The organism is Streptomyces sp. NPDC050439, from assembly GCF_040655335.1.
Taxonomy (GTDB): domain Bacteria; phylum Actinomycetota; class Actinomycetes; order Streptomycetales; family Streptomycetaceae; genus Streptomyces.
This window is the reverse complement of the sequence record NZ_JBFAJT010000015.1, coordinates 75,168-98,232: the sequence shown is the minus strand read 5'-3', so window position 1 is coordinate 98,232 and position 23,065 is coordinate 75,168. Positions and strand designations below refer to the sequence as shown.

The 23,065-nt window shown below is 67.8% G+C and carries 20 protein-coding genes and 3 pseudogenes; 10 read left to right on the top strand and 13 right to left on the bottom strand.

What is annotated here, in order from left to right; genetic code table 11:
- Positions 1-481 precede the first annotated feature (481 nt).
- Positions 482-1,762, top strand: coding sequence for an IS701 family transposase (locus tag AB0I66_RS41600; RefSeq protein WP_363213292.1), 1,281 nt, complete (start codon positions 482-484; stop codon positions 1,760-1,762).
- A gap of 105 nt (positions 1,763-1,867) precedes the next feature.
- Positions 1,868-2,041 (top strand): hypothetical protein, encoded by a 174-nt coding sequence (locus AB0I66_RS41595; protein WP_363213291.1) that lies wholly within the window; start codon positions 1,868-1,870, stop codon positions 2,039-2,041.
- Positions 2,042-2,297: 256 nt separating this feature from the next.
- On the opposite strand, the gene AB0I66_RS41590 is transcribed toward AB0I66_RS41595, so the two are convergent.
- From AB0I66_RS41590 to AB0I66_RS41580, 3 genes are read right to left on the bottom strand one after another with little or no spacing between them, the layout of a single operon-like run.
- Positions 2,298-2,948 (bottom strand): hypothetical protein, encoded by a 651-nt coding sequence (locus AB0I66_RS41590; protein ID WP_363213290.1) that lies wholly within the window; start codon positions 2,946-2,948, stop codon positions 2,298-2,300.
- Positions 2,945-3,616 carry a hypothetical protein gene (locus tag AB0I66_RS41585; protein ID WP_363213289.1) on the bottom strand — a complete coding sequence of 224 codons (672 nt, stop codon included), beginning with the start codon at positions 3,614-3,616 and terminating at the stop codon, positions 2,945-2,947. The genes AB0I66_RS41590 and AB0I66_RS41585 overlap by 4 nt, the downstream gene beginning before the upstream one ends.
- 34 nt (positions 3,617-3,650) lie before the next feature.
- Positions 3,651-4,685 (bottom strand): hypothetical protein, encoded by a 1,035-nt coding sequence (locus AB0I66_RS41580; RefSeq protein ID WP_363213288.1) that lies wholly within the window; start codon positions 4,683-4,685, stop codon positions 3,651-3,653.
- 676 nt (positions 4,686-5,361) lie between these two features.
- Between AB0I66_RS41580 and AB0I66_RS41575 the strand changes: the two genes are divergently transcribed.
- The 3 genes and pseudogenes from AB0I66_RS41575 to AB0I66_RS41565 all read left to right on the top strand — a co-directional run bounded on the left by AB0I66_RS41575 (position 5,362) and on the right by AB0I66_RS41565 (position 7,061).
- Positions 5,362-5,844: a winged helix-turn-helix domain-containing protein gene (locus AB0I66_RS41575; protein ID WP_363213287.1), complete on the top strand. Its 483-nt coding sequence runs from the start codon at positions 5,362-5,364 to the stop codon at positions 5,842-5,844.
- A pseudogene (locus tag AB0I66_RS41570) lies at positions 5,841-5,954 on the top strand (IS630 family transposase); the annotation flags it as partial. The gene AB0I66_RS41575 and the pseudogene AB0I66_RS41570, both read left to right, overlap by 4 nt.
- Before the next feature lie 933 nt (positions 5,955-6,887).
- On the top strand, positions 6,888-7,061 hold the full coding sequence (locus AB0I66_RS41565; protein ID WP_363213286.1) for a hypothetical protein: 174 nt from the start codon (positions 6,888-6,890) through the stop codon (positions 7,059-7,061).
- A 581-nt stretch (positions 7,062-7,642) separates the two neighbouring features.
- Here AB0I66_RS41565 and AB0I66_RS41560 read toward each other — a convergent pair.
- The gene (locus tag AB0I66_RS41560) at positions 7,643-8,014 is read right to left on the bottom strand and encodes a toxin Doc (RefSeq protein WP_363213285.1); all 372 of its coding nucleotides are present in this window, start codon (positions 8,012-8,014) and stop codon (positions 7,643-7,645) included.
- Position 8,015: 1 nt separating this feature from the next.
- Positions 8,016-8,261, bottom strand: a complete 246-nt coding sequence (locus AB0I66_RS41555; RefSeq protein ID WP_363213284.1) for a YlcI/YnfO family protein — start codon at positions 8,259-8,261, stop codon at positions 8,016-8,018.
- Positions 8,262-9,213: 952 nt separating this feature from the next.
- Between AB0I66_RS41555 and AB0I66_RS41550 the strand changes: the two genes are divergently transcribed.
- On the top strand, positions 9,214-10,899 hold the full coding sequence (locus tag AB0I66_RS41550) for an acetolactate synthase large subunit (RefSeq protein WP_363213283.1): 1,686 nt from the start codon (positions 9,214-9,216) through the stop codon (positions 10,897-10,899).
- Between the two features lie 213 nt (positions 10,900-11,112).
- Here AB0I66_RS41550 and AB0I66_RS41545 read toward each other — a convergent pair whose 3' ends face one another.
- Positions 11,113-12,636: an FMN-binding glutamate synthase family protein gene (locus AB0I66_RS41545; RefSeq protein ID WP_363213282.1), complete on the bottom strand. Its 1,524-nt coding sequence runs from the start codon at positions 12,634-12,636 to the stop codon at positions 11,113-11,115.
- A 703-nt stretch (positions 12,637-13,339) separates the two neighbouring features.
- Between AB0I66_RS41545 and AB0I66_RS41540 the strand changes: the two genes are divergently transcribed.
- Together AB0I66_RS41540 and AB0I66_RS41535 are read left to right on the top strand one after the other, a co-directional pair.
- Complete coding sequence (locus tag AB0I66_RS41540) at positions 13,340-14,227, top strand: hypothetical protein (RefSeq protein ID WP_363213281.1); 888 nt, start codon at positions 13,340-13,342, stop codon at positions 14,225-14,227.
- A 540-nt stretch (positions 14,228-14,767) separates the two neighbouring features.
- Positions 14,768-15,187, top strand: coding sequence for a hypothetical protein (locus AB0I66_RS41535; protein WP_363213280.1), 420 nt, complete (start codon positions 14,768-14,770; stop codon positions 15,185-15,187).
- 215 nt (positions 15,188-15,402) lie between these two features.
- Here the strand turns inward: AB0I66_RS41535 and AB0I66_RS41530 are convergent, their stop codons facing one another.
- The 7 genes and pseudogenes from AB0I66_RS41530 to AB0I66_RS41500 form a co-directional block, all read right to left on the bottom strand.
- Positions 15,403-16,464: a BTAD domain-containing putative transcriptional regulator gene (locus AB0I66_RS41530; protein ID WP_363213279.1), complete on the bottom strand. Its 1,062-nt coding sequence runs from the start codon at positions 16,462-16,464 to the stop codon at positions 15,403-15,405.
- On the bottom strand, positions 16,448-16,711 hold the full coding sequence (locus AB0I66_RS41525) for a DUF6313 family protein (RefSeq protein ID WP_363213278.1): 264 nt from the start codon (positions 16,709-16,711) through the stop codon (positions 16,448-16,450). Before AB0I66_RS41525 ends, AB0I66_RS41530 begins: the two co-directional genes overlap by 17 nt.
- A complete protein-coding gene (locus AB0I66_RS41520) occupies positions 16,708-17,124 on the bottom strand; it encodes a DUF6313 family protein (RefSeq protein ID WP_363213277.1) in 417 nt (138 codons plus the stop codon). The genes AB0I66_RS41525 and AB0I66_RS41520 overlap by 4 nt, the downstream gene beginning before the upstream one ends.
- 94 nt (positions 17,125-17,218) lie before the next feature.
- On the bottom strand, positions 17,219-19,108 hold the full coding sequence (locus tag AB0I66_RS41515) for an ATP-binding cassette domain-containing protein (RefSeq protein ID WP_363213276.1): 1,890 nt from the start codon (positions 19,106-19,108) through the stop codon (positions 17,219-17,221).
- Positions 19,109-19,175: 67 nt separating this feature from the next.
- Positions 19,176-19,607, bottom strand: coding sequence for a hypothetical protein (locus AB0I66_RS41510; protein WP_363213327.1), 432 nt, complete (start codon positions 19,605-19,607; stop codon positions 19,176-19,178).
- A 116-nt stretch (positions 19,608-19,723) separates the two neighbouring features.
- Positions 19,724-20,317: pseudogene (locus AB0I66_RS41505) on the bottom strand (asparagine synthase-related protein); the annotation flags it as partial.
- Positions 20,318-20,844: 527 nt separating this feature from the next.
- Positions 20,845-20,973 (bottom strand): hypothetical protein, encoded by a 129-nt coding sequence (locus AB0I66_RS41500; RefSeq protein WP_363213275.1) that lies wholly within the window; start codon positions 20,971-20,973, stop codon positions 20,845-20,847.
- Between the two features lie 137 nt (positions 20,974-21,110).
- Between AB0I66_RS41500 and AB0I66_RS41495 the strand changes: the two genes are divergently transcribed.
- Both AB0I66_RS41495 and AB0I66_RS41490 read left to right on the top strand, forming a co-directional pair.
- The gene (locus AB0I66_RS41495; protein ID WP_363213274.1) at positions 21,111-22,487 is read left to right on the top strand and encodes a hypothetical protein; all 1,377 of its coding nucleotides are present in this window, start codon (positions 21,111-21,113) and stop codon (positions 22,485-22,487) included.
- A 171-nt stretch (positions 22,488-22,658) separates the two neighbouring features.
- A pseudogene (locus AB0I66_RS41490) lies at positions 22,659-23,051 on the top strand (transposase); the annotation flags it as partial.
- Positions 23,052-23,065 lie beyond the last annotated feature (14 nt).

The following is a 23,065-nucleotide window of genomic DNA, read 5'->3' as shown; positions in this document are numbered from 1 at the left end:
GCCAACGCGGTTACCGGGCCGGAGTATCTCATCATCTTGGCGGGAAACCTCCGGGTATGGGGGAGGCTGCAGTGACCGGACACGAGGGCCCGTTAGCCGAGTTCGTCGCCCTTCGACAGGAGATCGCGCGCCGCAGTACCGCTGCTCATACCCTGATGGCACTTCACCTCACCACAGCTGCCGTTATTTTCAGCTTCGCTGCTGCCTCGCCAAGCAGAGCCGGACTGCTGGTGATCATCCCGTTCAGTTCGTACCTCATCAGCACCAGGTACACCGATGAGCTGCACTTCGCCTTTCTCGCAGCGCAATACATCAGCACTGACCTCGCACCACGAGTCCCTGGGGGGCTGGGCTGGGAACCCTGGCTGCATGCCCACGCCGACCAGAGCCGCACCCAGCGAGCCATACGAAAACCCGCTCTGTGGCTAGTAGGACTCCGTTACGTCTTCCGGATGCCCCTGATCAGGAGCATGTTGGATGGGTGGACGCGCATGAAGTGAACCGTGTTCGGGCGACGTTGGCGCTGTTCGTGGCAGATGTGTTCGCCTCGGTGCCGCGTAAGGACCAGCGGGCCAAGGGTGACTGTTATCTGCGGGGCCTGATGCTGGATGGCCTTCGTAAGTCGATCCAGGCGATGGCGTCGCGGCTGCCGGACGGCAACGAGCAGAACCTGCAGCAGTTCGTGAACCAGTCGACGTGGGATCCGGTGCCGGTGCAGCGGCGGATCAATGAACGTCTGTTGCCCCTGGTCAACCCGGCGGCGTGGGTGATCGACGATGTGTCGGTGCCCAAGGACGGCCGGATGTCGGTCGCGACGGCTCCGCAGTACTGCGGAGCCCTGGGCAAACGCGCCAACTGCCAGGTCGCCGTCAGCGTCCACGCGGCAAGCGACACCGCCTCCTGCCCGCTGCAATGGCAGCTGTTCCTTCCCCAGGAGTGGGCCCGGGACAGCGACCGTCGGGCCAAGACCCTCGTCCCGCCCGAGGTCACACACCGGGAGAAGTGGCGTCTGGCACTGGACATGCTCGACACCCTCGCCGACTGGGGCATGACACCGCCGGCAGTGATGGCCGATGCCGCCTACGGCACCAACGCACACCTGCGGGCCGCACTCGACGACCGGCAACTCGCCTACGTGCTTGCCATCCGCGCCGATGTGACGGTCCACCCGTTCGATGCCAAACCTCAAGCCCCGGCTCGCAAGGGGACGGTCGGCTGCTGGCCCCAGCCCCGCTACCGGGGCCCCGCACCCTCAGTGGCGGCCCTCGCCGCAAGACTCGAGCCAGCGTCGTTCACCACGCTCACCTGGCGGCATGGCTCGCGAGGGGAGCTACGTTCCCGCTTCGCGGCTGTCCGTGTCCGGCCAGCCGGTAAAGCTGTCGAGCGTCCGATCAAAGCCGCTGCCTCTGCCGATCAGGGCTGGTGGGACGGGGTCCTGCCCGACTGCTGGTTACTGGTCGAATGGCCCGAAGACGCCGAAGCACCCACCGAATACTGGCTGTCGAACCTGGCGACGGAAACCCCGATGGCCGATCTGGTGCGGCTGGCCAAGGTCCGCTGGCGCATCGAACACGACTACCGCGAACTCAAGCACGGTCTGGGCCTGGACCACTTCGAAGGCCGATCCTGGCCCGGTTGGCACCACCACGTCACCCTCGTGACCGCCGCCCATGCCTTTCTCACCGAACGACGCCTGTCCCCAAAAGCGCCCGGGCCGGACTCACCCTCTACCAAATCCTCGACGCCCTTCAGAACACCCTGAGGTGTTGGACCGGCATCTGCACCACCTGCCATCAGCCCCTGGCCACGCGAACACCAAGACCGAGACAGAGACAGACATAACGGAGTCCTATTAGGAGAGGCGTATATGCCATCGATCGAGGCCTTGCTCCACCGACGCACCGACTTATCCGCCTTCGTAGTTCACTTCACTCGCGCCACTGCACGCGCCACCGCCAGCGACAACTTGAAGGCGATCTTGGAAGATCGCGCGATCGAGGCTCGCAACGTCTTCGGCATGGCAATCGACCTGCATGGATGATGTGCGAGAAGATTCCTAACCGCACCATGAGGTCCAGCGGTTATAGCCTGGCGTTCACCCGCACTTTCGCGCGACGCATGGGCGCCCAACCCCGTGTGGTACCTCGACATAACACGCGGCTACAACTGGCTGACCCTTGTGCAACACCCTTTAGGGGGCGCCTCACCCTCGGGGTGCTGCTCGCCCTGATCGGCGCGCTGCTCGCCTCCGTCTGGCCCCGCCCGCAGGGCGCCCCGCGGCCTTAACGAGCTGATGCTCAGCGGACGTTGACGGACCTGAGCAGTTCCTTGACGTCCGGGTCGTCCAGGGAGTCGAGCAGGCTCTTCCACAGGTCCAGATTGGCGGTCGCCCACGGCAGGTAGCGGTCGCGCGCGTCCGGGTCGTAGAAGTAGATGCCCTCCTCGACCAGCGGCGCCTGCTCGTCGACGATCTTGCGGGCCAACTGCCCCAGGCTGATGTCGTTCTCCGCGAGATAGCGGTGGGAGAGGACGACGGGGGTGATGGGTACGGCCTTGAAGAGCGTGTCGGCGTCGCTGAGCGCCGCTCCCTCGGGGGAGATCTCGCAGGTGCGCGACGCGGTGTGGGACTCGGTGATGACGGCTTCGATGCGGTCGATCTCCGCATGGGTGAATCCGCTGCGGCGCAGCTGGTCCGCGCGGAGCGATTCGCCCGCGGAGGGCTCGGAGTTCTTGCGCACCAGGTAGTTGAGGTCGTGCACGAGGGCGGCGGCCGCCACGATCTCGGTGTCGGAGCCGTTGCGCCGCGCGAACTCCACCCCTTTGGCGGTGACGAAGGCGATGTGGTGCCAACCGTGGAAAGGGAGGCGGTCGTCGTGCTCTGCGCAGAGCTTGCGGACGATGCCGCGCAGCGTGGCCACACGCCCAGTCTCGAAGTCCTTTGCGGTCACTGGCTCTTCCTCTCGTGGGGGTGGCCCAGTACCGAACGCAAGGCGCGCCAACGGGCTTCCACAGGATAGTGATGACGCAGCGTGCCGGTGCGTGCGTCGAGCGATGTGTCGGATGGCGTGCTGAGCGAGGTGCTGTACGCGCGCGTCGGGCGCTGCTGCGCGATCAGGGTCACGGTGCCCTCGCGGGCGCGGGTGACGTTGTGCCAGTCGTCGGGGGTCAGGGTGTAGGTGGCGCCGGGCGCCAGGAACTCCGGGCGGACTTCGGTGACGCGCGCCCGGTCCCGGCCCGCGGGTTCGACCAGGAAGCGCGTGTGCAGATAGCCGCCGGTGAGGATCAGCGAGGTGAAGCCGTAGCGGTGGTTGTGCGGAGCTTCCACGTAGGCGGCGTCTAACAGGTCGGGCGGCTTGTACTCGTGCAGCCAGAGGGTGAGCCCGGAGGAGGGGCCACGGTAGAGATTCCATTTGAAGTGGGTGGGCGTCTCGCGGGAGTTGACGAGCATGCTTTCGAACGCGGTCCTGGGTAATCGGTTCAGGCTGCGGCGCAGCGCCTCCAGGCGGCCGTGGAACCCGGCGAGGGCGGCGCGGACGTGCTCGCCGTCGTCGTCGGGACCCGCCAGCCGTTCGAGGGACCGGGCCAGCTCGTACACCTCGGGGAGGGCCTGCGTCATCGCTATGCGTGCTCCTTCGCGTACCCGACGGACCTCAGCCGCTCGCCGTCATCATCTGCGGCGCGGTGTCCCGCAGGAACTCCTCGTACCGGTCACGGAATTCCAGGAACGCGGCATGGCTGAGCTGGACGCCGAGCTGCTGGAGGAAGGCGCAGTATTCGAACTCCGAGAGGTTTTTGGGGACTTCGAACTTGATCGCGTACGGCGATGCGAGCAGCCGACTACATTCCCGCTGATTCGTCTGGTACAGAAGTGAACCCTTGTTGAAGCGCAGCCCGAGGGGGAAAGGGAAGGTCTCGTTCTCCGTGTCGGTGAAAAGGGCCAGATAGATGTCGTCGTCGAAGATCTCGACGCGGTCCAGGTTCGGGTCGGCCGTCAGACATATCTCGCAGCGGTCGAAGCGCACGCGGGTCAAATAGGCGCCGACCAGGGTGAGGTGCACTCCGTCGACGAGGGCCTGGCGCGCCTGTTCGAAAGTCAGGCCGTCGCGGTAGGCCATCTCGCGCCGTGCCCGGCTGTCCATGGCCGCGGGCCGCGTGGGGTCCGCGATGATGAGCCGGACGTCCCTGGGGATGGTGTTCAGGGAGGCGAGGCGGCAGATCGCGTACTTCCCGGTGAGGCCGCGGAACGTGTACTGCGTGGAAGAGCGCATGCTCAGGTTGACGTCGCGGTTGAACCGGACGTCCGGTGTTTGGCTTGCCGGGTACTGCGTGGTCGGTACGTACTGCTCCTGCATGGACCGGTAGGTGCGGGTCAGCTCCTCACCCGCCTTCGCTATCTCCGCGATCACGGCGTCCTTGACGGTGGTCCCGAGGAACCGCTCGTACTGCCGCGTGGTGAGGGCGACTTGGGCGAAGGCGAATATCGCCGCGCCGAGAACACCGGTTGCGAGGGCAATCCAGAATTCCTCGGTCCGCCCCGTGCTGCGCACGGACAGGGCATACATTCCGGCCGCGGCCAGACTCATGACGAGCAGCAGGACGCCCGTACGGTTGAAATACAACTCACGCAACAGCAGGCCCACTTGGCGGGCGTGATCACCGCGCGTGTCCCCGTTTCCACCTGACATGGCAGACCCCCCTCGGCGGATGGGGCATCCGCACTCTTGCAGGCTAACGGCTGGATTGCCCCGGCGGCAGGGTCAGTTCCGGAACGTGCGCATTTATTCGGGAGGAGATCCTTTACTCACGATGTGACGCAGGACATGTCGGGCGCCCACGGTCTAAATGCTCAGACCGAAAAGGGGGGCGCCCCTCGCACCGAAGGGCGGCACGTCCGCAACGGCGATGTCGGGGCGCGGAGCTGGTAGCGGATACGTATTCAAACCCTGCGGTATACGCCGGAGTCCGTCGTTCTTCAGCGGCAGCTAGGTGACGTAGCGAAGATGCGCAGGCGTTCACCCCGTCACCCTTCGCTGGCGCCGAAGGGTGGAGACAGGGTGTACCGCCCGCGACTAGCCCCCTCCACGGGCGGTGCTGCCCGCCCATGGGCGCCGGTGCCGCGGGAATACACCGGTACCCATGGTGTCGGCGTGGCCATAGAAACGAACGTGTGAACGATCATCTTCCGCTTACTCGCCTCGACCTGCTGTGCCTCCTGGAACGTGTCCTGGAGCGGGCGACGAGATCTGGTCCAGGGGTAGCGGGGTGGCTCCGGCCACCGACGGCGTTGACCCGGACTACTGATCTGTTCGGGATGTTGTCGGGGTGGGTGACGGGTGATGATCCCTGCGGTAGGCCGGTGGTATGCGCTACGCACAGGGCGGCGGGCTGACCGCCGAGCGACGGAGCTTGAGGGAACAGATCCGGTTCGAGGCCGGCAAGCGGTTCGCACAGGGTGAGAAGAACGTGGCGATCGCGAAACAACTGCGGGTGAGTGAGCGGTCGGTGGAGCGATGGAGGCGGGCCTGGCGCCAGGGCGGCACCGCCGCGCTGGCCTCCGCCGGGCCGCCGAAACTGCCCAAGCTGAGCGACGGACGCTTCGCCGAGCTGGAACAGGAACTGGCCCGGGGGCCGGCCGTGCACGGCTGGGAAGACCAGCGCTGGACCCTGGCCCGCATCCGGGCACTGATCTTGTGGAAGTTCGCCGTGGAGGTCTCGCCGGCGGCGGTATGGCGGTTGTTGCACCGGCACGGCTGGTCCTGGCAGTCGCCTGCCCGCCGGGCCGTGGAACGCGACGAGCACGCGGTTCAGTTGTGGAAGAAGGGCGTGTGGCCGCAGGCGGAATGACTGCGGCGGCGCTGGGCGCCTTCATCGTCTTCGAGGATGAGGCCGGGTTCGGGATGACCCCGCCACGGGCCCGCACCTGGGGGCGGCGCGGGCAGACGCCGGTGGTGCGCGCGGTTGAAGTGGACCGTGCCGCCGCAGAACTGCGCGCCGGAGAAGTCGACCGTGCCGCCGCAGAACACCACGCCGCTGAAGTCGCCGCCGTCGAAGACGACGCCGGTGAAGTCCAGGTCGTGGCCGCGCCAGGAGTGCGGATGCTCGGTCGGCAGCCGCAGGTGGTCGCGGATGAGGCGGATGACGGTGTGCCGGACCCGTTGTCCGGCCAAGAAGGCATGCCGGGCAGGAACGTCGTGCGGCGGGAGGTCGGTCTCGGCGGTGTAGGGCAGGCCGAGATACGCGCACAGCACGTCGAGGCACGTCTGGCGCAGGCCCCGGGTAGGGGCGTCGTCAGCGAGCCCGGCCAACGCATACACCCCGCCCAGACGCACCGCCGCGGTCTCATCACCGAGCTGGGAGACCGCAGTGGTGAACCGCTCGGTGTGCAGCCGGGTCGCCTCGCGCAACGCGCCGTCCTCATCCACTCGCTGGCGACGGTAGGCCACCACCAGGGCGACCAACGCACCGGCTCCGGCCACCACACCGAACGACAGCTTCATAAGATCGAAGAGCGTCGAGGCGTCGAGGCGCCGCTCGGTCTTCAGGCCGCGGGCGCCGCGCAGGTCCCACCCGGCCAAGAACACCCCGGCGGCGACCACGACCGCAGCAACGAAGGATAAGGACAACGCGATACCAACGGGCCACAGGCGCAGACCGCGCCGCTCCCGGCTGCGTATCAGGTTGGGGGAGCACACCCCGCAGGATCACCCATGACCACCACCGGTCGCAGCCCCTCCGTGGCTTCTCCTCACCTATGCGGCGATTCCGGCTGCCAGTGTGAGGTCTCAGGCGATGCTTGACCGTTCGTGCTCTGGACATCGTTGACACGTTCGGCTGAACGGCCGCCATCTCCCAACTGCCAGTGCGGCAGGGGTGCCTCCGTCAGAGTCGTGGATGTACAGCAGTCGGCCGAGTACCGCTACCGGGCTGTCCGCGAAGTGCTCGGCGGTTCTCCGATCGGTGAGGTCATGGCCCGGTACGGCACCTACAGCCGGCGGCGGCGGTTCGAGCAGGAGGGCATGCCCAGTCTGCTGGACCGCTCGCAGTGTCCGGCGGCATTTTGACCACCGGACACCGCGCTTTAGCTCCAACTCGTATACAGCTAAGGGCGTTTGGCGCCGCCCAGTAACGCGTGGCGGACAGCATCGTGCCAGTCCCGAGCGCCTTCCACGCCGCGTTGATGCATGCCTGTCTCACCCTCCAAAAGCGTGAGCACGGGTCCGGGACGCCCTCTTGACGCAGTGGGGCAATGACAGAGGCAAGGCCCAACCGCCTGACCTGGAACCGCCTACCTGCTCGCACACTGGAGCGAATCCGACTCCCCCCGACGCCGAGTTCGTTCCTTCACCCCTGCCCCGATTTCGCTTGCTTCGCTTTGAACCGCGATGTCACCATCCGGCAGCAGCTGCTCTCGGGCGGCAAGCCCCCTGAGTGCTCGGCTCCAACCACAAACTGGACAGGGATAACGTGCGGCCCCGTTGGCGCGAGGCGCACCACGGATGCTGGTACCGCCCAGAGGGCGGTACCAGCATCCGTGTGTCAGACAGATCCGTACAGACACCCAGCAGTGCCGTGGCCGCCAGGCGGCGGCATACCGGGCGTTTTGCAGGGGGAGTCCGATCCGGCTGCTGCCGGTGGCCCGGTCTCAGATCCGCCAGGAGCGGATGCGGTCTGCTGCGTCATACGTGTCGGCGCGGCCCGCGTCGATATCCCGCGCGAGATCGATAAGGGCGCCGTACGGAGGATCGAGGGTCTCGCCTGCGGCGCTCATATAGGCGGTGGCGATGCCCGCGCCGAACAGGGCGTTGCGGGCCGGGAGCGGATGCAGCCGCAGGATGGCGTACATCAGGGCTGCAGCCCGCCACGCGCTGTCGACGACGGTGCCGACCTGCGGGGTGTTGACGCGGTGCTTGGCGACGGCGGCCACCAGGTTGGAGAAGTCGTGGATCTCCGGCTGTTTGGGCAGTACCTCGGCCTGGCGTTCCAGCAGCCAGCGGATGTCGATCGACAGGTCCATCTCAGGCGGCTCGCGTGGCGTCGGTGCGGGCGGGTGCGTCGTCGGGGAACGCCGCATCGAAGGCGTCCGCGTTCTCGGTGATGAAGGCGCGGAAGACGTCGGCAGCGTCCTCGAGGCGAGGGTCCCGGACGGCGTTGCGGGCGGCCTCGGTGATGAGTGAGGTCACCGACGTGCCTTCCGTCTCGGCGCGCGCCTGAAGCTGCGCGTGGAGCTCTTCGGGGACCCGGATCGTCACTGACTTCGACATACTCCGACCGTACAGCAAAGCGTACAGCACGGGGGTGGTTCTCTGAGGAAGGCCCTTGGCGCGGGACGGTCGGCCCCCTCACACTCCGTGCGACTGGCGCCGACACGGCCTGGCCGGGGAGGTTTGCGGAGGCGCACGATGGTCCGGCTTTTCGAGGCAGGTTCACACTGCCCGTGGACTCCGCGATGCCAGAGCCGGCAGCATCCAAGAGCGCCCTGGCCCTCCCCAATAGCGTGGGGGGATGTTCCGTACTCGGCTGCCTGGTTGATGGAAACCAGATCGTCCTCCCTACCGGCGTGGGGTGATCCGACCAACGGCTTCCTGGTCGATCTCTGGATCAAGTCCTCCCCAACAAGGGGGGAGGGTGGTCGCGGTACGCCGCCGCACTCCGTCGCCCGCGGCCTCCAGGCGGACGGAGTGCCCAGCCAGGGCCGCGGCCAGGGCGCGCAGGCCCGCCTGGGCGGCCGTCGTTGCGAGGCAGGAGGGCGGCCCCCACCCGTAGCCGAGGTGACGGTTCGGGAGCGGTCGAGCACCAGGTCGTCCGGCCACTCGAAGGCGGCCGGGTCGCGGTGGGCCGCCGCGAGCAAGGCGACGACCCTCTGCCCCGCCTCGATGTCGATGCCGCCGATCCGGCAGGCCCGCACGGCGATGCGCGTGGTGCCCTGCACAGGCCCGTCGCATTCACGTTCCTACAACACCCTCAACACCCTGAAGTCGTATCGGTGGGTGGCCAACTGGTGGCCTGAGCAGCACCGATGCTCTGCAATGGCGTCCAGTACCCGCCAGATTCTGGCTGCGGTCTCTGCCGACAAGGAACGCTGGGCGGCGATCAGGAATCTGAGGGTCTGGCTCGTCAGACCCGGGCCGCAGGCGTCTGAGCGGTGGGCCGGGGTAGATGAGCGAGCGGTGCGCCCGTCGGCGCGGCCGCAACCCGGGAGAGGACACGATCAGCGTGAGCGATGCCGAGCACCCAAAGCAGACCCCCGACGGAGCGGCCGAACTCCTGGTGCGCTGTCTGGAGAACGAGGGCGTCGAGGTGGTGTTCGGTGTGCCCGGCGAGGAGAACATCCGTTTCACCAATGCCCTGGCCCGTTCGGAGAAGATCCGCTACGTCCTTGTCCGGCACGAGCAGGCCGCGTCGTTCATGGCGGAGATGTACGGCCGGCTCACCGGCTCGGCGGGTGTGATGTCGGCGACGCTGGGGCCCGGTGCGATCAATCTGATGCTGGGCGTCGCCGACGCGATGACGAACAGCACGCCCGTCGTGGCGATCTCCGCGCAGGTGGGCAAGGAGCGCAATTACAAGGAGTCCCACCAGTTCGTGGACCTGGTGAGCATGTTCGCCCCTATCACGAAGTGGTCGGCGGGCGTCCCGGCCGCCGGGGCCATTCCGGAGATGGTGCGGCGTGCGTTCAAGACCGCGGAGTCCGAGCGGCCCGGCGCGGTCTACCTCGCGGTGCCCGAGGATGTCGACGAGGCGGCGGACGGCGCGGGTCTGCGTCCGTTGCGCCGGGATGTCGTGCAGCCCGAGGCGCCGTCCCCCAAGCAGATCGAGCGGGCGGCTGCGCTGTTGCGTCAGGCCCGCCGGCCGGTGATCCTGGCCGGGCACGGCGCGGCGCGCGGCGGCGCCGAAAAGTCGCTGGCGGCGTTCGCTGGCGCACTGGATGTGTCGGCGGCGACCACCTTCCACGGCAAGGGCGTGATTGCCGATGACCATCCGTGTGCGACCGGCACGTTCGGTTTCATGCGGCGCGACTACACCAACTTCGGGTTCGAACAGGCCGATGTCGTCATCGCCGTCGGCTACGAGCTGCAGGAGTTCGACCCGTCCCGGATCAACCCCGGCGGTGACAAGAAGATCGTCCACATTCACCGCTTCCCGGCTCAGGTGGACGACAGCTACGCGGTCGATGTCGGCATCATCGGCGACATCGCCGCCTCCCTCGACGCGCTGGCCACCGCACTGGAGGGCCTGCGGTGGAGTATCGACGACAAGGACACCGCGGCCACCCGCGCGCTGCTGGCCAAGGAACTTGAGCAGGGCGCCGCGGATGAGCGCTACCCGCTGGCCCCGCAGCGCGTCATCGCCGACACCCGCGCCGCGCTCGGCCGCGACGACATCGTGCTGGTCGACACCGGCGCGCTGAAGATGTGGATGGCCCGGCTCTACCCGACCTATGCGCCGAACACCTGCCTGATCTCCAACGGCTTGTCCACCATGGGCTTCGCGCTGCCCGGCGCGCTCGCGGTGCAGCTCGCCAGGCCGCAGACCAAGGTGCTGGCGGCGGTCGGCGACGGCTCGTTCCTCATGCACTCCCAGGAGATCGAGACGGCTGTCCGCGAGAACATTGCGCTGACCGTGCTGATCTGGCAGGACAACGGCTACGGGCTCATCAAGTGGAAGATGGATTTGGAGGCCGGGGAGAGCTCCAACACCGACTTCACCAACCCGGACATCGTTAAGTACGCCTCCAGCTTCGGCGCGAAGGGCTACCACATCGAGACCGCCGGGGAGCTGCTGCCGACGCTGCGTGAGGCCTTGGCGGACCCGGGCGTGTCGATCATCAACTGCCCGGTGGACTACGCCGAGAACATGAACCTCATCGAGCACCTGGGGCACCTCGACTCGGCGCTCTGACCCGCCCGCCCGCGCGGCGCGGCCCCACCCCCCGTACGGGCCGCGCCGCGCGGGGCCGCTGTCACGCCTCGCGCGCAGCATCCCGCCCCCAGGACCGCCCCCAAGACCGCCCCGAGGACCGCCCCGGACAGGACTGCGCCCACTGGTGACGTCGCGTGCTGAGCAGGCGGCAGTGGTCTCTGCGCAGACCCGACGCGGGGGCAAAGACCGGGCTCAGGCAGTGAGCAGGTGGGTGATCTCATCGGCGAGCTGGGGGCTAAGCGAGCCCCAGCCGTCCTGGTAGCCGTACACGCTGGCCAGGGTGCGGGCGTCGTAGTCGCCGTTGAGGATGTCGATGTCGGCGGGGGTGATGAGCGCGGGATGGGCCACGCCGACGGCGCCCGCAACCCTCAGCAACTCCCCGCGCAGGGTGCGCAGGTAGCCCGCGGCCCGCATCGCCTTCGAGGGTGCGTCGATACCACGCGTCAGCCACGGGTTCTGGGTGGCGACGCCGGTGGGGCATGCATCGGTATGGCACTTCTGCGCCTGGATGCAGCCGATGGACAACATCGCCTCACGGCCCACATTGACCATGTCGACGCCCAGCGCGAACGCGACCACGGCGTTCTCGGGCAGGCCCAGCTTGCCCGAGCCGATGAAAGTGACGTCGTCGCTCAGCCCGTGCTCGGCGAACACGCGGTAGACGCGGGCAAAGCCCATGCGAAACGGCAGGGACACCGAATCGGCGAAGATCAGGGGAGCAGCCCCGGTGCCGCCCTCGCCCCCATCCACGGTCACGAAGTCGACCCCTCGGTCACCTCGCTCCATCAAAGTGGCCAGTTCCTCCCAAAAGCCCATCTCCCCGACGGCGGACTTGATCCCGACGGGCAATCCGGTCTCCGCGGCGAGCAGTTCCACGAAGTCAAGCATCGAGTCCACGTCGTTGAACGCGGTGTGCCGCGAGGGCGACGCGCAGTCCTGGCCCGCGGGAATACCGCGGATCGCCGCGATCTCCTCGGTCACCTTCGCACCCGGCAGCAAGCCGCCCAGCCCCGGCTTCGCACCCTGCGAGAGCTTGATCTCGATCGCCTTCACCGGCCCGCTCGCGACCACCGCCTTGAGGTCATCGAGGTTGAACCTCCCGTCCTCATCACGGCAGCCGAAGTACGACGTACCGATCTGCAGGACCAGTTCCCCACCATTGAGATGGTAAGGCGACAGACCGCCCTCACCGGTGTTGTGCATCGCCCCGGCCAGCGCCGCCCCCTTGTTCAAGGCCGTCACGGCCGCACCGGACAGCGAACCGAAACTCATCGCCGAAACGTTGACGACACTCGCCGGACGAAACGCCTTCACACGGCCCCGCGGCCCGCCCAGCACCTTCGCCGAAGGCAACATCGCCTGCACATCACGCAGATCGGGCAGAGCGGGCAGCCGAGAGGCGAACGTACGCTGCTTCACATACGCATGACCCTGCCCATGCTCGACATCATTGTCGGTACCGAACCCGAAATAATTGTTCTCCTCCTTCGCCGACGCATAAATCCAACGGCGCTGATCACGACTGAAAGGCCGCTCCTCATCGTTGGACGTCACCACGTACTGCCGCAGCTCCGGACCGATCCTCTCCAGCACATACCTGGCATGCCCCAGCACGGGAAAGTTCCTCAGCAGTGCGTGCTTCTTCTGCACGAGGTCGCGGGCGGCCACCAGCGCCAACGCCGCGGCGGCTGACGCGCCAATGTTCCGAGCACGCATAAAAGACGTTCCTCTCCTCGACAGACCGAACCCCACCACGACCGGCTACCCCACGCCGGCGAAATGCCACGGCAGGGCGGCACAGACTCTCCTCGTGCGCGCAGCCGGGGAAAGCGGGCGCAAGAGGAGAGGCCATGGCCGAGGCCGAGGCTGGAGACCTTCTTGCAGGCGGCATCCCAGCACACCGCCAGTAGGTAGTCGCCCCCTTACCGGCGACCACGGACACGCTCCGCCTGCCGACGGATTCACTCAAGCCGACTACCCCACGGTGCTGGGAGGGGCCCGGGCCCCTGATCCAGATCGAGTGGCAGTCCCCCACACAGCAGGCGCCCCGGGCACCACCCGTCCTACCGGTGATGCCCTTGAGCCGCAGCACCTCGTTGTACCGGCAGCCCGGCCGGAAGGAATCCCCCCGGTAACCGGCTACGAGGACCGGAACTTCGGCTCCGACGACGAAGCGGGCCGTGATGCAGCCACGCCAACAACCGGGGAGCGCCGAAGTAGCGGTATACCCCTTCGACCACATCCACGGTGTGGAGGTTCCGGCGAGTTCCGTGCCGGGGGCCGAGCGGGGCGGGCCGCCTACCGACTAGCATCGCCGCGTTCGTGCCACCCACCGGCCCGGGCATCGCGGCACGGCCCACAGGAGAGCTGACACGGCATGAGAACCAAGAACGCAGCGGCATGGGCGGGAGCAGTGCTGATGCTCGGCGCAGCCCTCGGCGGCTGCGCCGGGCCATCGGACAACAAACCCTCCGCCAGCACGCAGCACACCAAGTCCCCCCGCAATGCGGAGGACAAGCCGGATTCACGGGTCGTCGAGGGCGACGAGGACCACACCGTCCTCGAACTGTCCGACGGCCGGCAGCTGTCCCTGCGCTTCACCCGCCGCGGCCTGGAGGCACAGCACCGCCACACCTTGGACGAGGCCTGGTCCGCCCCAAAAACGGTCTATGAAACCGGCACCCCACCGTGCCACGGCATCAGGGCAAAAGCGTACCGGGACACCGTATGGCTCGCGGCCGGCTTCGGCGCGTACTGCCGGGACGGCGAAGAACCACAGGAGGTGATCGCGGCCGTCGCCACCGGGGACCTGTCCTCCTGGACCACCGACCCGACCAAAAACACCACCACCTGGCCCAAGGCCCGCATCCGCGACGGCGGCACCCGAGTCGACTTCATCGATCCCAGCATGCTGCAAACCACCACACTGACCTGGCGCAAAGACTCCGGATTCGCCCAGGCGACCACCACGTACAAGCCCATCCACCCCTGGTTCGTGGGCCGATGGCAAGCCACCGACGGCAGCCAGCAGCTGACCCTCCACCAAGTCAAACCGGACAGGCGCGCACGCATGGTCATCGAATCCCGCACCGGCCCGCGATGCAAGGGCAGCGCCACTGTCTCCGGCATCGACCAGCACGACCTGTCCCTGAGCAACTTCACCCTCGAACAGGGCACCACAACCCTCAACTGCCCACCAAAGGAAACCAAATTCTCCTTCGACGTGAAATCCCCCGACGGCCCGCTACGCCTCCGCACGATCGGCAACCACCCCAAAACCATCCTCACCTACGAACGCGCGAACTGACCTACAACCGCGCATGAGAGGCGGCCACCTGGCCGGATCCCTACCGTGAGGGTGCCGGAGGCGACACTGATGAGGTCGTTGACCGGAAAGTTGGAGGCGCGAAAGGCGACGGCCCGGACCCGGATGGAGGCACTCGAAGCGGAGCTCGTCCGGCTGACTGCCCGTCTGGAGGGCGAGCAGGAGGCATGGTCGCGGCTGCGGATCACCCGGGAGACGGGGACAGAGGTGATCATGGATCTGGGCGGGTCCGGAGCGTTCCGTCACGCAGGAGCCGAAGGTGGCAAGCGGTCACCAGGGACACCGGACGAGCCGGGGTACAGGTGTGGTTGAAGCGGCCTGGTTGCCCGCGGGCAGAGCACGCGGCTGGCCGCACATGCCCAGGCGGCAGCCGGGCTGTCACCACCAGCAAAGAGTAACAGCCCCTCCCCCGGGGGGATCACCTGCTGCGGTCCTTCACCACAACCGCGTCCCGCTCCCGTGCGTCCCACTACTGAGCGCCGGCACAAGCCGGCCACCCCAGGGGGGGATGGGGACCCAGCCATGCACAAGCACACGATCATCCAGCACCTCACGCGGCTTCTTGGGCCCCCGCGTGATACACGACGCCAGCCGCCCGCCTTCGCCCGGCAACTGGCCGGGCTCTGGCTGTTCGCGCTCGCCCTGGGGGCCGGACTCACCGCGCTCGCCTTAGACGCAATGTTCGCTATGGCACTGCTGCTCCTGCTCTACGGCGACATCATCGACGCGGTACGCCACCGCTGGCCAGCCGCCCTGACCGCGGTAACAGTCCTGTGGGCGACCAGCCGGCTCACCAACACCCTCCTACCCGACTCCCTCAACGAAGCCTGGACACAGAACATCGCCTCCGCAGCCGGAATCACCCTCGGACTGGCCGTAAGCGCCACAATCACACACCTTCCCCAGCACCAGCCACACCAGCCCACTGAAGGAAGCGACTGAGGATTCGATAGTCAAGAATCCCGGCACAGGACAAGGCCCACCGACGGCGGCAACAAACCGGCCCGTGTATGCGGGTGAAGCACGGCCTGGTGCTTCCCGCCGCCCGGGACCGCGCAGCCACGGCCACATGACCCGAACCTGGTTACCCGCGAAGAACCTCCCGACATCACCACGCGCCAAACGCCCTCCACCGCACGCCCGCCCCTGTGCCCCCATTATGGCCCTCGTCTTGCCGGGTCATGCTCAGAGGGGGACGGTGAGCCATCTCGCTGCAGTCCGTCCTTGAGCATCTGCTGGTAGAGGCGTTGGACTTCGCTGTTGGGCTCGACTCCGAGCTCGGTGACCAATCGGCTGCGCAAGCTGGAGTACACCCTCTGTGCGGCCTGCGGACGTCCACTGCGATGCAGGGCGGTCATGAGAAGTCGGTGGAAGTCTTCGTGCAAGGGGTTCGCGGCAGTGAGCGCCCAGGCCCGGGCGGTGGCTTCCGCGTATTTGCCGAGTTTCACGGCTAGATCAAGCAGATCTTCTTCCAAGGACAGTCGCCATTCGTCGAGGAGGGCTCCTTGAGTCTTGGCGAAGGCGCCCGCTTCGTTGGTGAGAGGCCTGCCTTCAAACAGCGCCAAGGCTCTGTCCAACGTGCCGTGAGCCCCTTCGTAGCTTCTTGCCTGCTGTTCACGCCGGGCCTGCTTTTCCAGCGCCCGGGCACGTTGGAGGTCGCTGGACACGAGCTCCATGTTCAACGCGTAACCCCCGACAGTCGTCTGCAGGATGTTGCGGCTGGCCGCAGAGAGATCCGGGCTGTCGTGGACAGCGAAAGCCTTGCGCGCGTGGTACACGTACGTCCGGAGTACCACCAAGGGGTTCTGCGGTGGGTGATTCCCCCAAAGGTCCTCGATGAGTTGGTCGCTGCTGGCTTGGCCCTCGCGCAAAAGGACTCCCATCAGCACAGCTCGTTGTTTGGCAGCTGCAGGGGTCTTGTCCGCGCCATGCACCTGGACTCGGAGGGCGGCGGTCAGCACACGGAACTCGACCAGCCGCGCTGGGGTATCGCTGCGCACCGTCCCGGCGATCTTGGCAGCCGTTCGTCGCAAGTCTGCCGGCCTCACTTGCTCTACGAGACCTGTATCGACTACGTCGGTGGCGAGCTCGCGGACCTCTTCGGGCGCGGCGTCCGGACAGGCAGCAGTGATCATTTCGCGTATCACCTGCTCTGCCGGGACTCTTTGCGTCATGACCTCACCGTAGCCCTGCGTGCGCGATTCATCGGCTGCTGCCACAAGCCCAGCATTTATAGGCCTGGGCCAGCCCCATCGCCAGCGTGCGCGACAAGTTCTCTGTGTATCTCGCGGCTTCGTCAGGCTTCATGTCCTCGAGCTCCTTCACCCGGTCGGCGATGTGGCGCATGGTCTGCGTCCAGTGATCCTTGGCCAGGGACCAGTCGCCGCCGTGCGGCTTGGTCACATACTCCTCAACGAAGCGGCGCTCGTCCCCACCCGCGGCGTTGAGCTCGAGAAGGGATCTCATACCGCGCCACCGGCCGGCGGCTCACCAGGGCCGCCAGCCTCACTGCGCATGCGGTCGATGACCTCGGGCTCCGGCGTAGTGCGCCGGCTATCGATCTCACGGCTGACGAGATAGCCCGCCGCGCCTCCGACGAACGCAGGCACCAGCAGCCATCCGGTCAGCGACAACACAACTGCCAACCCTGGGTGGGCGGTATCGCTGGGAGACGTGATGCCGATCATGACCTCGTATGCGGTCGTCCAGCCCAGCACGAGGGCGCCCGCGACGTAGAGCGCGCCGAACCCGGCAACCCACCGGACAGCTCGAGTAAGCAACCAGTACTGGGCACGATTCAGCCGGGACAGCGATCGAAACCAATCACGCACCCTTTCGCGCCCAGTGTCAGGCGGGGCAGGAAGCGGAGGATCGGCCATGCACTCAAGTTACCGAATCACGCGCGCACTTGAACCCCAATCCCTCCCAGGACCGGCTCACCGCCTGTCCGGCGGTGCGGTGCAGTGTCTAGCCTCAACGGTCCTGTGCCAGTTTGTAGAGCTCGGCGAGAAGCCCGCCACGATCCATAAGCTCCTGCCAAGTGCCCTCTTCATGCACCCGGCCACCGTCGAGGACGATGATCCGGTCGGCAATCCGGGCGTTCTCAAGGTTGTGCGTCACGAAGACGGCGGCCCGGCCTTCGGCGAGCCCTTTGAACCGGCTGATCACTAGGTGCTCGGCTCGGGCGTCCATCGCGGAGGTCGGCTCGTCCAGCATCAGCATGGCCGCCTCCCTGTAGAAGGCTCTGGCGACCGCGATGCGCTGCCATTGGCCGCCGGACAGGTCGGTGCCACCCCAGTTGGAGCTCGCGACCAGGGTGTCCAGGCCGTAAGGGACTTGTCCGATGACGCTGTCCGCGCCGGCGGCCCGCGCGGCTGCCAGGAGCAAAGCGTCGTCCTGGGTGCGAGGTTGGCCGAGGTGGATGTTGTCGCGCAGGTTCATGGGCCAGCGGGTGTAGTCCTGCGGGACCAGGCCCACTCGGGGCCAGAGGCTGTGCGGATCGGCTTCGGCCAGGTCCACACCGTCCCACGTCACCTTGCCGCCGGTGTTTGCAACGCGCAGGCCGGTGAGCAGGGCGGAGAGGGTGGTCTTGCCCGAGCCGTTCTCTCCGACCAGCGCGATCAGTTCGCCGCGGCGCAGCGTGAGGCTGACTTTGTCGACGGCCGGGACGTCGGCGCCGGGGTAGGTGTAGGAGACGTTATCGGCGCGGATCTGTGCGGGTGCCCCTGTGGGAATCCTGGTGGTGCCGCGTTCGGCGCGTAGGGCTGTGGCGCTGCGCAGGAAGGACTGCCAGTCCTCCAGGTACAGGGAGGTGCGAAAGAGCCGAGCTGCGGCCATGACCAGGGAAGTCAGGGCGCCGGTGGAAGTGCGGACCGCGATGACCGCGGTGGCGGCGATGGCCAGCTCCATCCGCCCAGTGGCGGCCAGCCACCCGAGCGCGGCCCAGGTGGCTGCGAGCATCAGTCCGCTGAGGGTGGAGCCGAGCAGGGTGACGCGCAGGACGCGTGGGGCCGCGCGGCGGTGGGTGGCTTTGATTCGGTCGGTGATCTGCCGGTACCAGGTGGTCAAAAAGCCGGCCATGGTGGTGGCGCGGACCTCGGCGGCGGTGCGCTGGTTGGTGGAGTAGTAGCGCACCAGGTAGCGCAGGTGGTTGTCGGAGATGTTCTGGTAGTCGGCACGGTGTTGGATGCGGGCGGTGGTGATGGCGGCCGCGCCCTTGGGCACGACAGCCAGGACGAGCAGCGGCAGAAGCAGCGGGTGCAGGATCGTCAGGACGGAGGCCGCGGCGATGAGTTGGGCGAGGGCGGACATCAAAGCCTGGGCGTCGCCGATGAGGGTCTCTGTTGCCTCGGCGCCCTTGCCGGCGGCCTGGAGGCGGTCGGTGAAGCCGGGCCGTTCATATGCCTCCAGCTCCACCTGTGGGGTGGCGACCAGGATCTGCAGGTCGGCTTCGGTGGCGACTTCCGGGGCCAGGCGGGCGGCGGCGTAGACGGCGAGCGCGTCCGCCCCGGCCCGCACCCCGGTGGCGACGGCGACGACGATCAGCGAGCCGGTGGCAGCACTCACCCGGTCGGCGACCGGTCCGCCGGTCAAGAGGTGGTTCATCGCACCGGGCAGCGCGGCGAGCGCGACGGCTGAGGCGAGGGCGACGACGAGCTGGCACAGCGCGAGCCAGAGCACGGCGGGGCGGTCAACGGCCCAGCCCAGCCGTGTGGCGGCGCCGATCGTGCGTGGCAGGCGGGCGGCCATGGCCCACCAGGAGGCGTTCGCGATGTCCTCGAAGCGCGGGTCGCTCTGGTAGCCGACGTGCTGCGGGGAGCCGGAGGAATTCGGGGCGGGTGAGGACTGCGTCACCCGCCCCATCCTGGTGTGTCCACCTAAGACTCTGGGGCCCTTTGAGCCGAAGTCGCCCGTGTGATGGACAGGACGTCTACAGGGCCCGAAGGGCCAGTTCGACGGCGGTGATCAGGAACAGTCCCGTGCGATACGGGGCCGCTTCGGCCGGGCTCAGCGCGGCCCGCTCGACCGTCTCGGCGAGCACCGCGGCATCGAGATACCCCAGATCGATGAGGTGCAGGTCCTTGCCCCACCCGCGCAGCAGGCCGGTGGCGTACTCGTGCACCGCGCGGTTCATCAAGTGGCCGAAGTTCTCCCGCAGCGCCGGCGTCACCACCAACTCGGGCAGGCCTCGCGTGGCCAGGCGCTGGTGCAGGAGGAGCTTGTCCTTCTTCCACACCGTCGGCAGGCGCTGGCCGAAGCGGACCAGGTCGGCGTCGGTGAATGGGGCGAGGGTCCACAGGCCGCGGCGGGCGAGCAGTGGAGTGGCGACCTCCAGGGCGACCAGCGCGGTCTCCGGTGCCACGGTGGGCGGCGCGATGCCGGTATTGACCTCGCCGAGCAGGTCGCGGACGCGCTCGCCGCACCATTGCGGGGCCGACGGTGCCGGCCTGGTGCCGCCTTCGGGGGGGGGCGGGTGCAGGCGACCTCATCGCCCCCGAACCCGGATACCACCGTGGTGGTCCCACGGGCTCGCAGGGCCCGGGCGAGTGCGTCGGCGGCCTCCAGGTGCGGCTCGTCCAACGGGCTGATCGCCTCAGGGTGCGAGCGGCGCAGACCGGCCGGCAACAGTGGCGGATGTGCCGAGGCGGGCACGGTGACATCGGCGGCGAAGCCGAAGTGGCCGATCACCGTGCGGCGCCGGGCTACCTGCTGTCCTCCGGCGTCGCCGCCGATCAGCATGGCGCAGGGCGTGATCAGTTGGGGGTGGTTCAGGGCGAGGGAGATGGCGAGGTTGGTGGAGTCCATCCCGCCCGACAGCTGCGCTGCAGTGCGGCCAGGGGCGAGGGGGCGGCGGGCAAGGACATGGTCGACGACCGACTCGAAAGCATCCACCAGCGCCGCGCCGTCAGCGTTCTCGGCCAGCTCGGAGGGCAGGGCATGCGCGGCGGCGGCAGGGTAGGTCAGGCGCAGTCCCTGGGCATCGGCGTACGCGGTGGAGTGCTCAGAGAGCCGCTTGACGGTGGAGAACAGCGTGCCGTGGCCGTAACGGGGCCGGCCGACCAGCAGCCGCATCACCTCCCGCTCGTTGAGCGCGCCGGCAGAGAGGCACGCGCGTAGATCCATCAGCTCCCACGACCCGGTCAAGGTTCCCTTCGTGTAGGCGAGATAGAGCGGGCACACCCCGCCCAGCCCCGTCTGAAGTCGCACGCCCTGCGGGCCCGCCTCAATCCAGATGCTCTGGACCGGCCAGGTGCGGCACTCCTGGACAGCGCACTCGTACGCCGCCTCGTCCACCAGTGTCGGCCCGATCGACCGCAGCAGTGAGGCCCGGCCGGCGGCCCGCTCGCGCACCACCATCAGTGTTCTGGCATCGTCGGTGACCGACCGTGCTTCCAGTGCTGGGTGGGACAGCGGCAGGATCCGGTCCTCGCCCCGGGCCCAACCGGTCTCCGCACCGCTCCACTGCCACGGCCCCGCGACGGTGCGCAGGTCGACCGAGCACTTCAGCATGTCCGAACTCCTTCTGTATTCGCCAAGACGACGGGGCCCGCGCGGCTCTCGGCCAGGCGCGGGCCCTGGTGGCGCTGTGCAATCAACCGTCAGTCCTCGAACCGGCCCTGGTCCGAGGTGTCCGCGGCCTTCTCATCGAAGCGGGCCTCACCGCCCGGCACTGCAGTGATCTCCGGGCCAGCGAACACGGACTCCCACGGACACGTCTGGTCCTGCATCGCGATCCCCTTCCTTGGCCTATCCCGGTCGACACAACGTCACCGGGCTTCACCAACTAGTGAAGTGCGCGAGAGGGTTGGCGGGTAGCGTGGACAGCACGCAGAGCGGTATATCGGGTATACGAGGGCGGGAACCGATGACCCAGCGCACGCCGAACTACCAGCTGAGACAGCTCGTCGCCGATTCGGGGCTGACGTATGCGGTCCTCGCCGCAGCAGTGCGGGCCGTGGCCGTCGAGCACGGTGAGCGCTTACGAACCAACAAGTCTGCTGTCGAGCACTGGATCTCCGGCGCTATCCCGGCTTCCCGCACCGGGCGATACTTGGCCATCGCGCTCTCCCGCAGGCTCGGACGGCTCCTCACGGCCGAAGATATCGGTCCGGGGCCCGCACACGGCATGGAGGATGACAGCATTGGGCTATCCCTGGGCGACGATCCGATCGACGCCCTGATGCCGATGTGGAGAGGCGAATTGGACCGACGCAACTTCCTCGCCACCTCCGCCTACTCCGTGGCGGCCGCCGCCCTGCCGCTGGGCTCCGTCGTCGACATCGCCTCACGCACCCAGGCTGGCGCCCGCACTGGTGCCGTCGTCGGCATGGCTGAGGTCGCCGCGGTGCGTGACATGGTCCACCTGTTCTCCGAGATGGACGAACGTCACGGCGGACAGCACGGTCGCAGCGCCCTCATCCAGTACCTGCGCGACGACGTCGCCCCGCTGTGCCGGGGCCGGTTCCGCACCGACGAGGTACGACAGCAGATGCTGTCGGCCGCCAGCCGCGGCGTGCACCTAGTCGGCTGGAAGGCCTACGACGCCGGCAACCAGGCGCTGGCGCAGCGCTATTACCTCCAGTCCTACGCCCTCGCCGCCGAGGGCGGGCTGATCGGCCAGGACGGGTTCGTCATGCGGACCATGGCCATGCAGGGGCTCAAACTCAACCGGCCCGAGCACTGCCAGGGCCTCGCCGAGACCGGCCTGAACCGCGCCAAGGGCAAGGTCGACGTCCAGACCGAGGCACTCTTCTGCATCGTCCACGCCCACACCCTGGCCAAGACCGGCAGGCGACAAGCGGCCCTCGCCGAGACAGACAGGGCCCGCACCCTGCTCGCCACGGAACAGGGTGACGACGTCCCCTTCTGGGCTCTGGCCTGGGGACCACCTCGAGCCTCTGTCCACTCCCGGGCCGCGAAAGTCTTCGAGACCCTCGGCGAGCACAAGAGGGCCGCCGAAGAGTTCGGCCGCGCCGCTGCCGCCCGCCCCGCCATCACCTACGCCCGCATCGTCGCCCTCGACCTCGTCGCCGAAGCCGAGATGCAACTCAAGCAAGGACGCATCGAGCAGGCCTGCGACACATGGAACCGGTCCATGGACCATATGAAAGGCGTCCATTCCGTCCGCACCCTCAAGGCCGTCAAGAACATGCAGCGCGATCTGCGCCGCTTCCGCGCCCGCGGCATCCGCCCCGCCGCGGAACTCGACGCACGCGCCACTGCCTTCCTGGCCGACGCCTGACGTAACACCGGCCACGACCGGCCACAATGGCAGCACGAACCCGCCCGACGGGGGGATGATTGTGAGCACGTCAGTGCCACTGGCCGTGCTGCTGGCCGGTATCACGGGCTCGGGCAAGACCGTGCTCGCCCAGGCCTTGGCCGCCCGAGGCCTGGTCCGCCTCGCGGCCAGGGCATCCCGCTCGCGGTGTCGCCCACCGGCGGAAACCGCCACGACGTCACGCAGCTGCTACCCCTGGTGGACAAGATCCCGGCTGTCGCCGGACGCGTCGGCCGGCCCCGGCGAAGGCCGGACGCCCTGCTGGCTGATCGCGCCTACGACTACGACCTGTACCGCCGTCTGCCCTGGCACCGCGGCATCCGCCCAGTCATCGCCGAACGAGGCCAGCCACACGGCTCTGGCCTGGGCATCTTCCGTTACATCGTCGAGCGCACGATCGCCTGGCTACACGGCTTCCGCCGCCTTCGCACCCGCTGGGAACGGCGCGACGACATCCACGAAGTCTTCCTCAGCCTCGCTGCCTGCCTGATCACCCACCGACACGTCCAACGTCTTTGTTACTGACCTCTAAATCCCAG

Bases quoted from the DNA above. Each gene is read 5' to 3' on its own strand.
- AB0I66_RS41595 (WP_363213291.1), top strand. From the start codon at position 1,868: ATGCCATCGATCGAGGCCTTGCTCCACCGACGCACCGACTTATCCGCC.
- AB0I66_RS41585 (WP_363213289.1), bottom strand. From the start codon at position 3,616: ATGACGCAGGCCCTCCCCGAGGTGTACGAGCTGGCCCGGTCCCTCGAA.
- AB0I66_RS41580 (WP_363213288.1), bottom strand. From the start codon at position 4,685: ATGTCAGGTGGAAACGGGGACACGCGCGGTGATCACGCCCGCCAAGTG.
- AB0I66_RS41575 (WP_363213287.1), top strand. From the start codon at position 5,362: ATGCGCTACGCACAGGGCGGCGGGCTGACCGCCGAGCGACGGAGCTTG.
- AB0I66_RS41560 (WP_363213285.1), bottom strand. From the start codon at position 8,014: ATGGACCTGTCGATCGACATCCGCTGGCTGCTGGAACGCCAGGCCGAG.
- AB0I66_RS41555 (WP_363213284.1), bottom strand. From the start codon at position 8,261: ATGTCGAAGTCAGTGACGATCCGGGTCCCCGAAGAGCTCCACGCGCAG.
- AB0I66_RS41545 (WP_363213282.1), bottom strand. From the start codon at position 12,636: ATGCGTGCTCGGAACATTGGCGCGTCAGCCGCCGCGGCGTTGGCGCTG.
- AB0I66_RS41540 (WP_363213281.1), top strand. From the start codon at position 13,340: ATGCTCGGCGCAGCCCTCGGCGGCTGCGCCGGGCCATCGGACAACAAA.
- AB0I66_RS41535 (WP_363213280.1), top strand. From the start codon at position 14,768: ATGCACAAGCACACGATCATCCAGCACCTCACGCGGCTTCTTGGGCCC.
- AB0I66_RS41525 (WP_363213278.1), bottom strand. From the start codon at position 16,711: ATGAGATCCCTTCTCGAGCTCAACGCCGCGGGTGGGGACGAGCGCCGC.
- AB0I66_RS41520 (WP_363213277.1), bottom strand. From the start codon at position 17,124: ATGGCCGATCCTCCGCTTCCTGCCCCGCCTGACACTGGGCGCGAAAGG.
- AB0I66_RS41515 (WP_363213276.1), bottom strand. From the start codon at position 19,108: ATGGGGCGGGTGACGCAGTCCTCACCCGCCCCGAATTCCTCCGGCTCC.
- AB0I66_RS41500 (WP_363213275.1), bottom strand. From the start codon at position 20,973: ATGCAGGACCAGACGTGTCCGTGGGAGTCCGTGTTCGCTGGCCCGGAG.
- AB0I66_RS41495 (WP_363213274.1), top strand. From the start codon at position 21,111: ATGACCCAGCGCACGCCGAACTACCAGCTGAGACAGCTCGTCGCCGAT.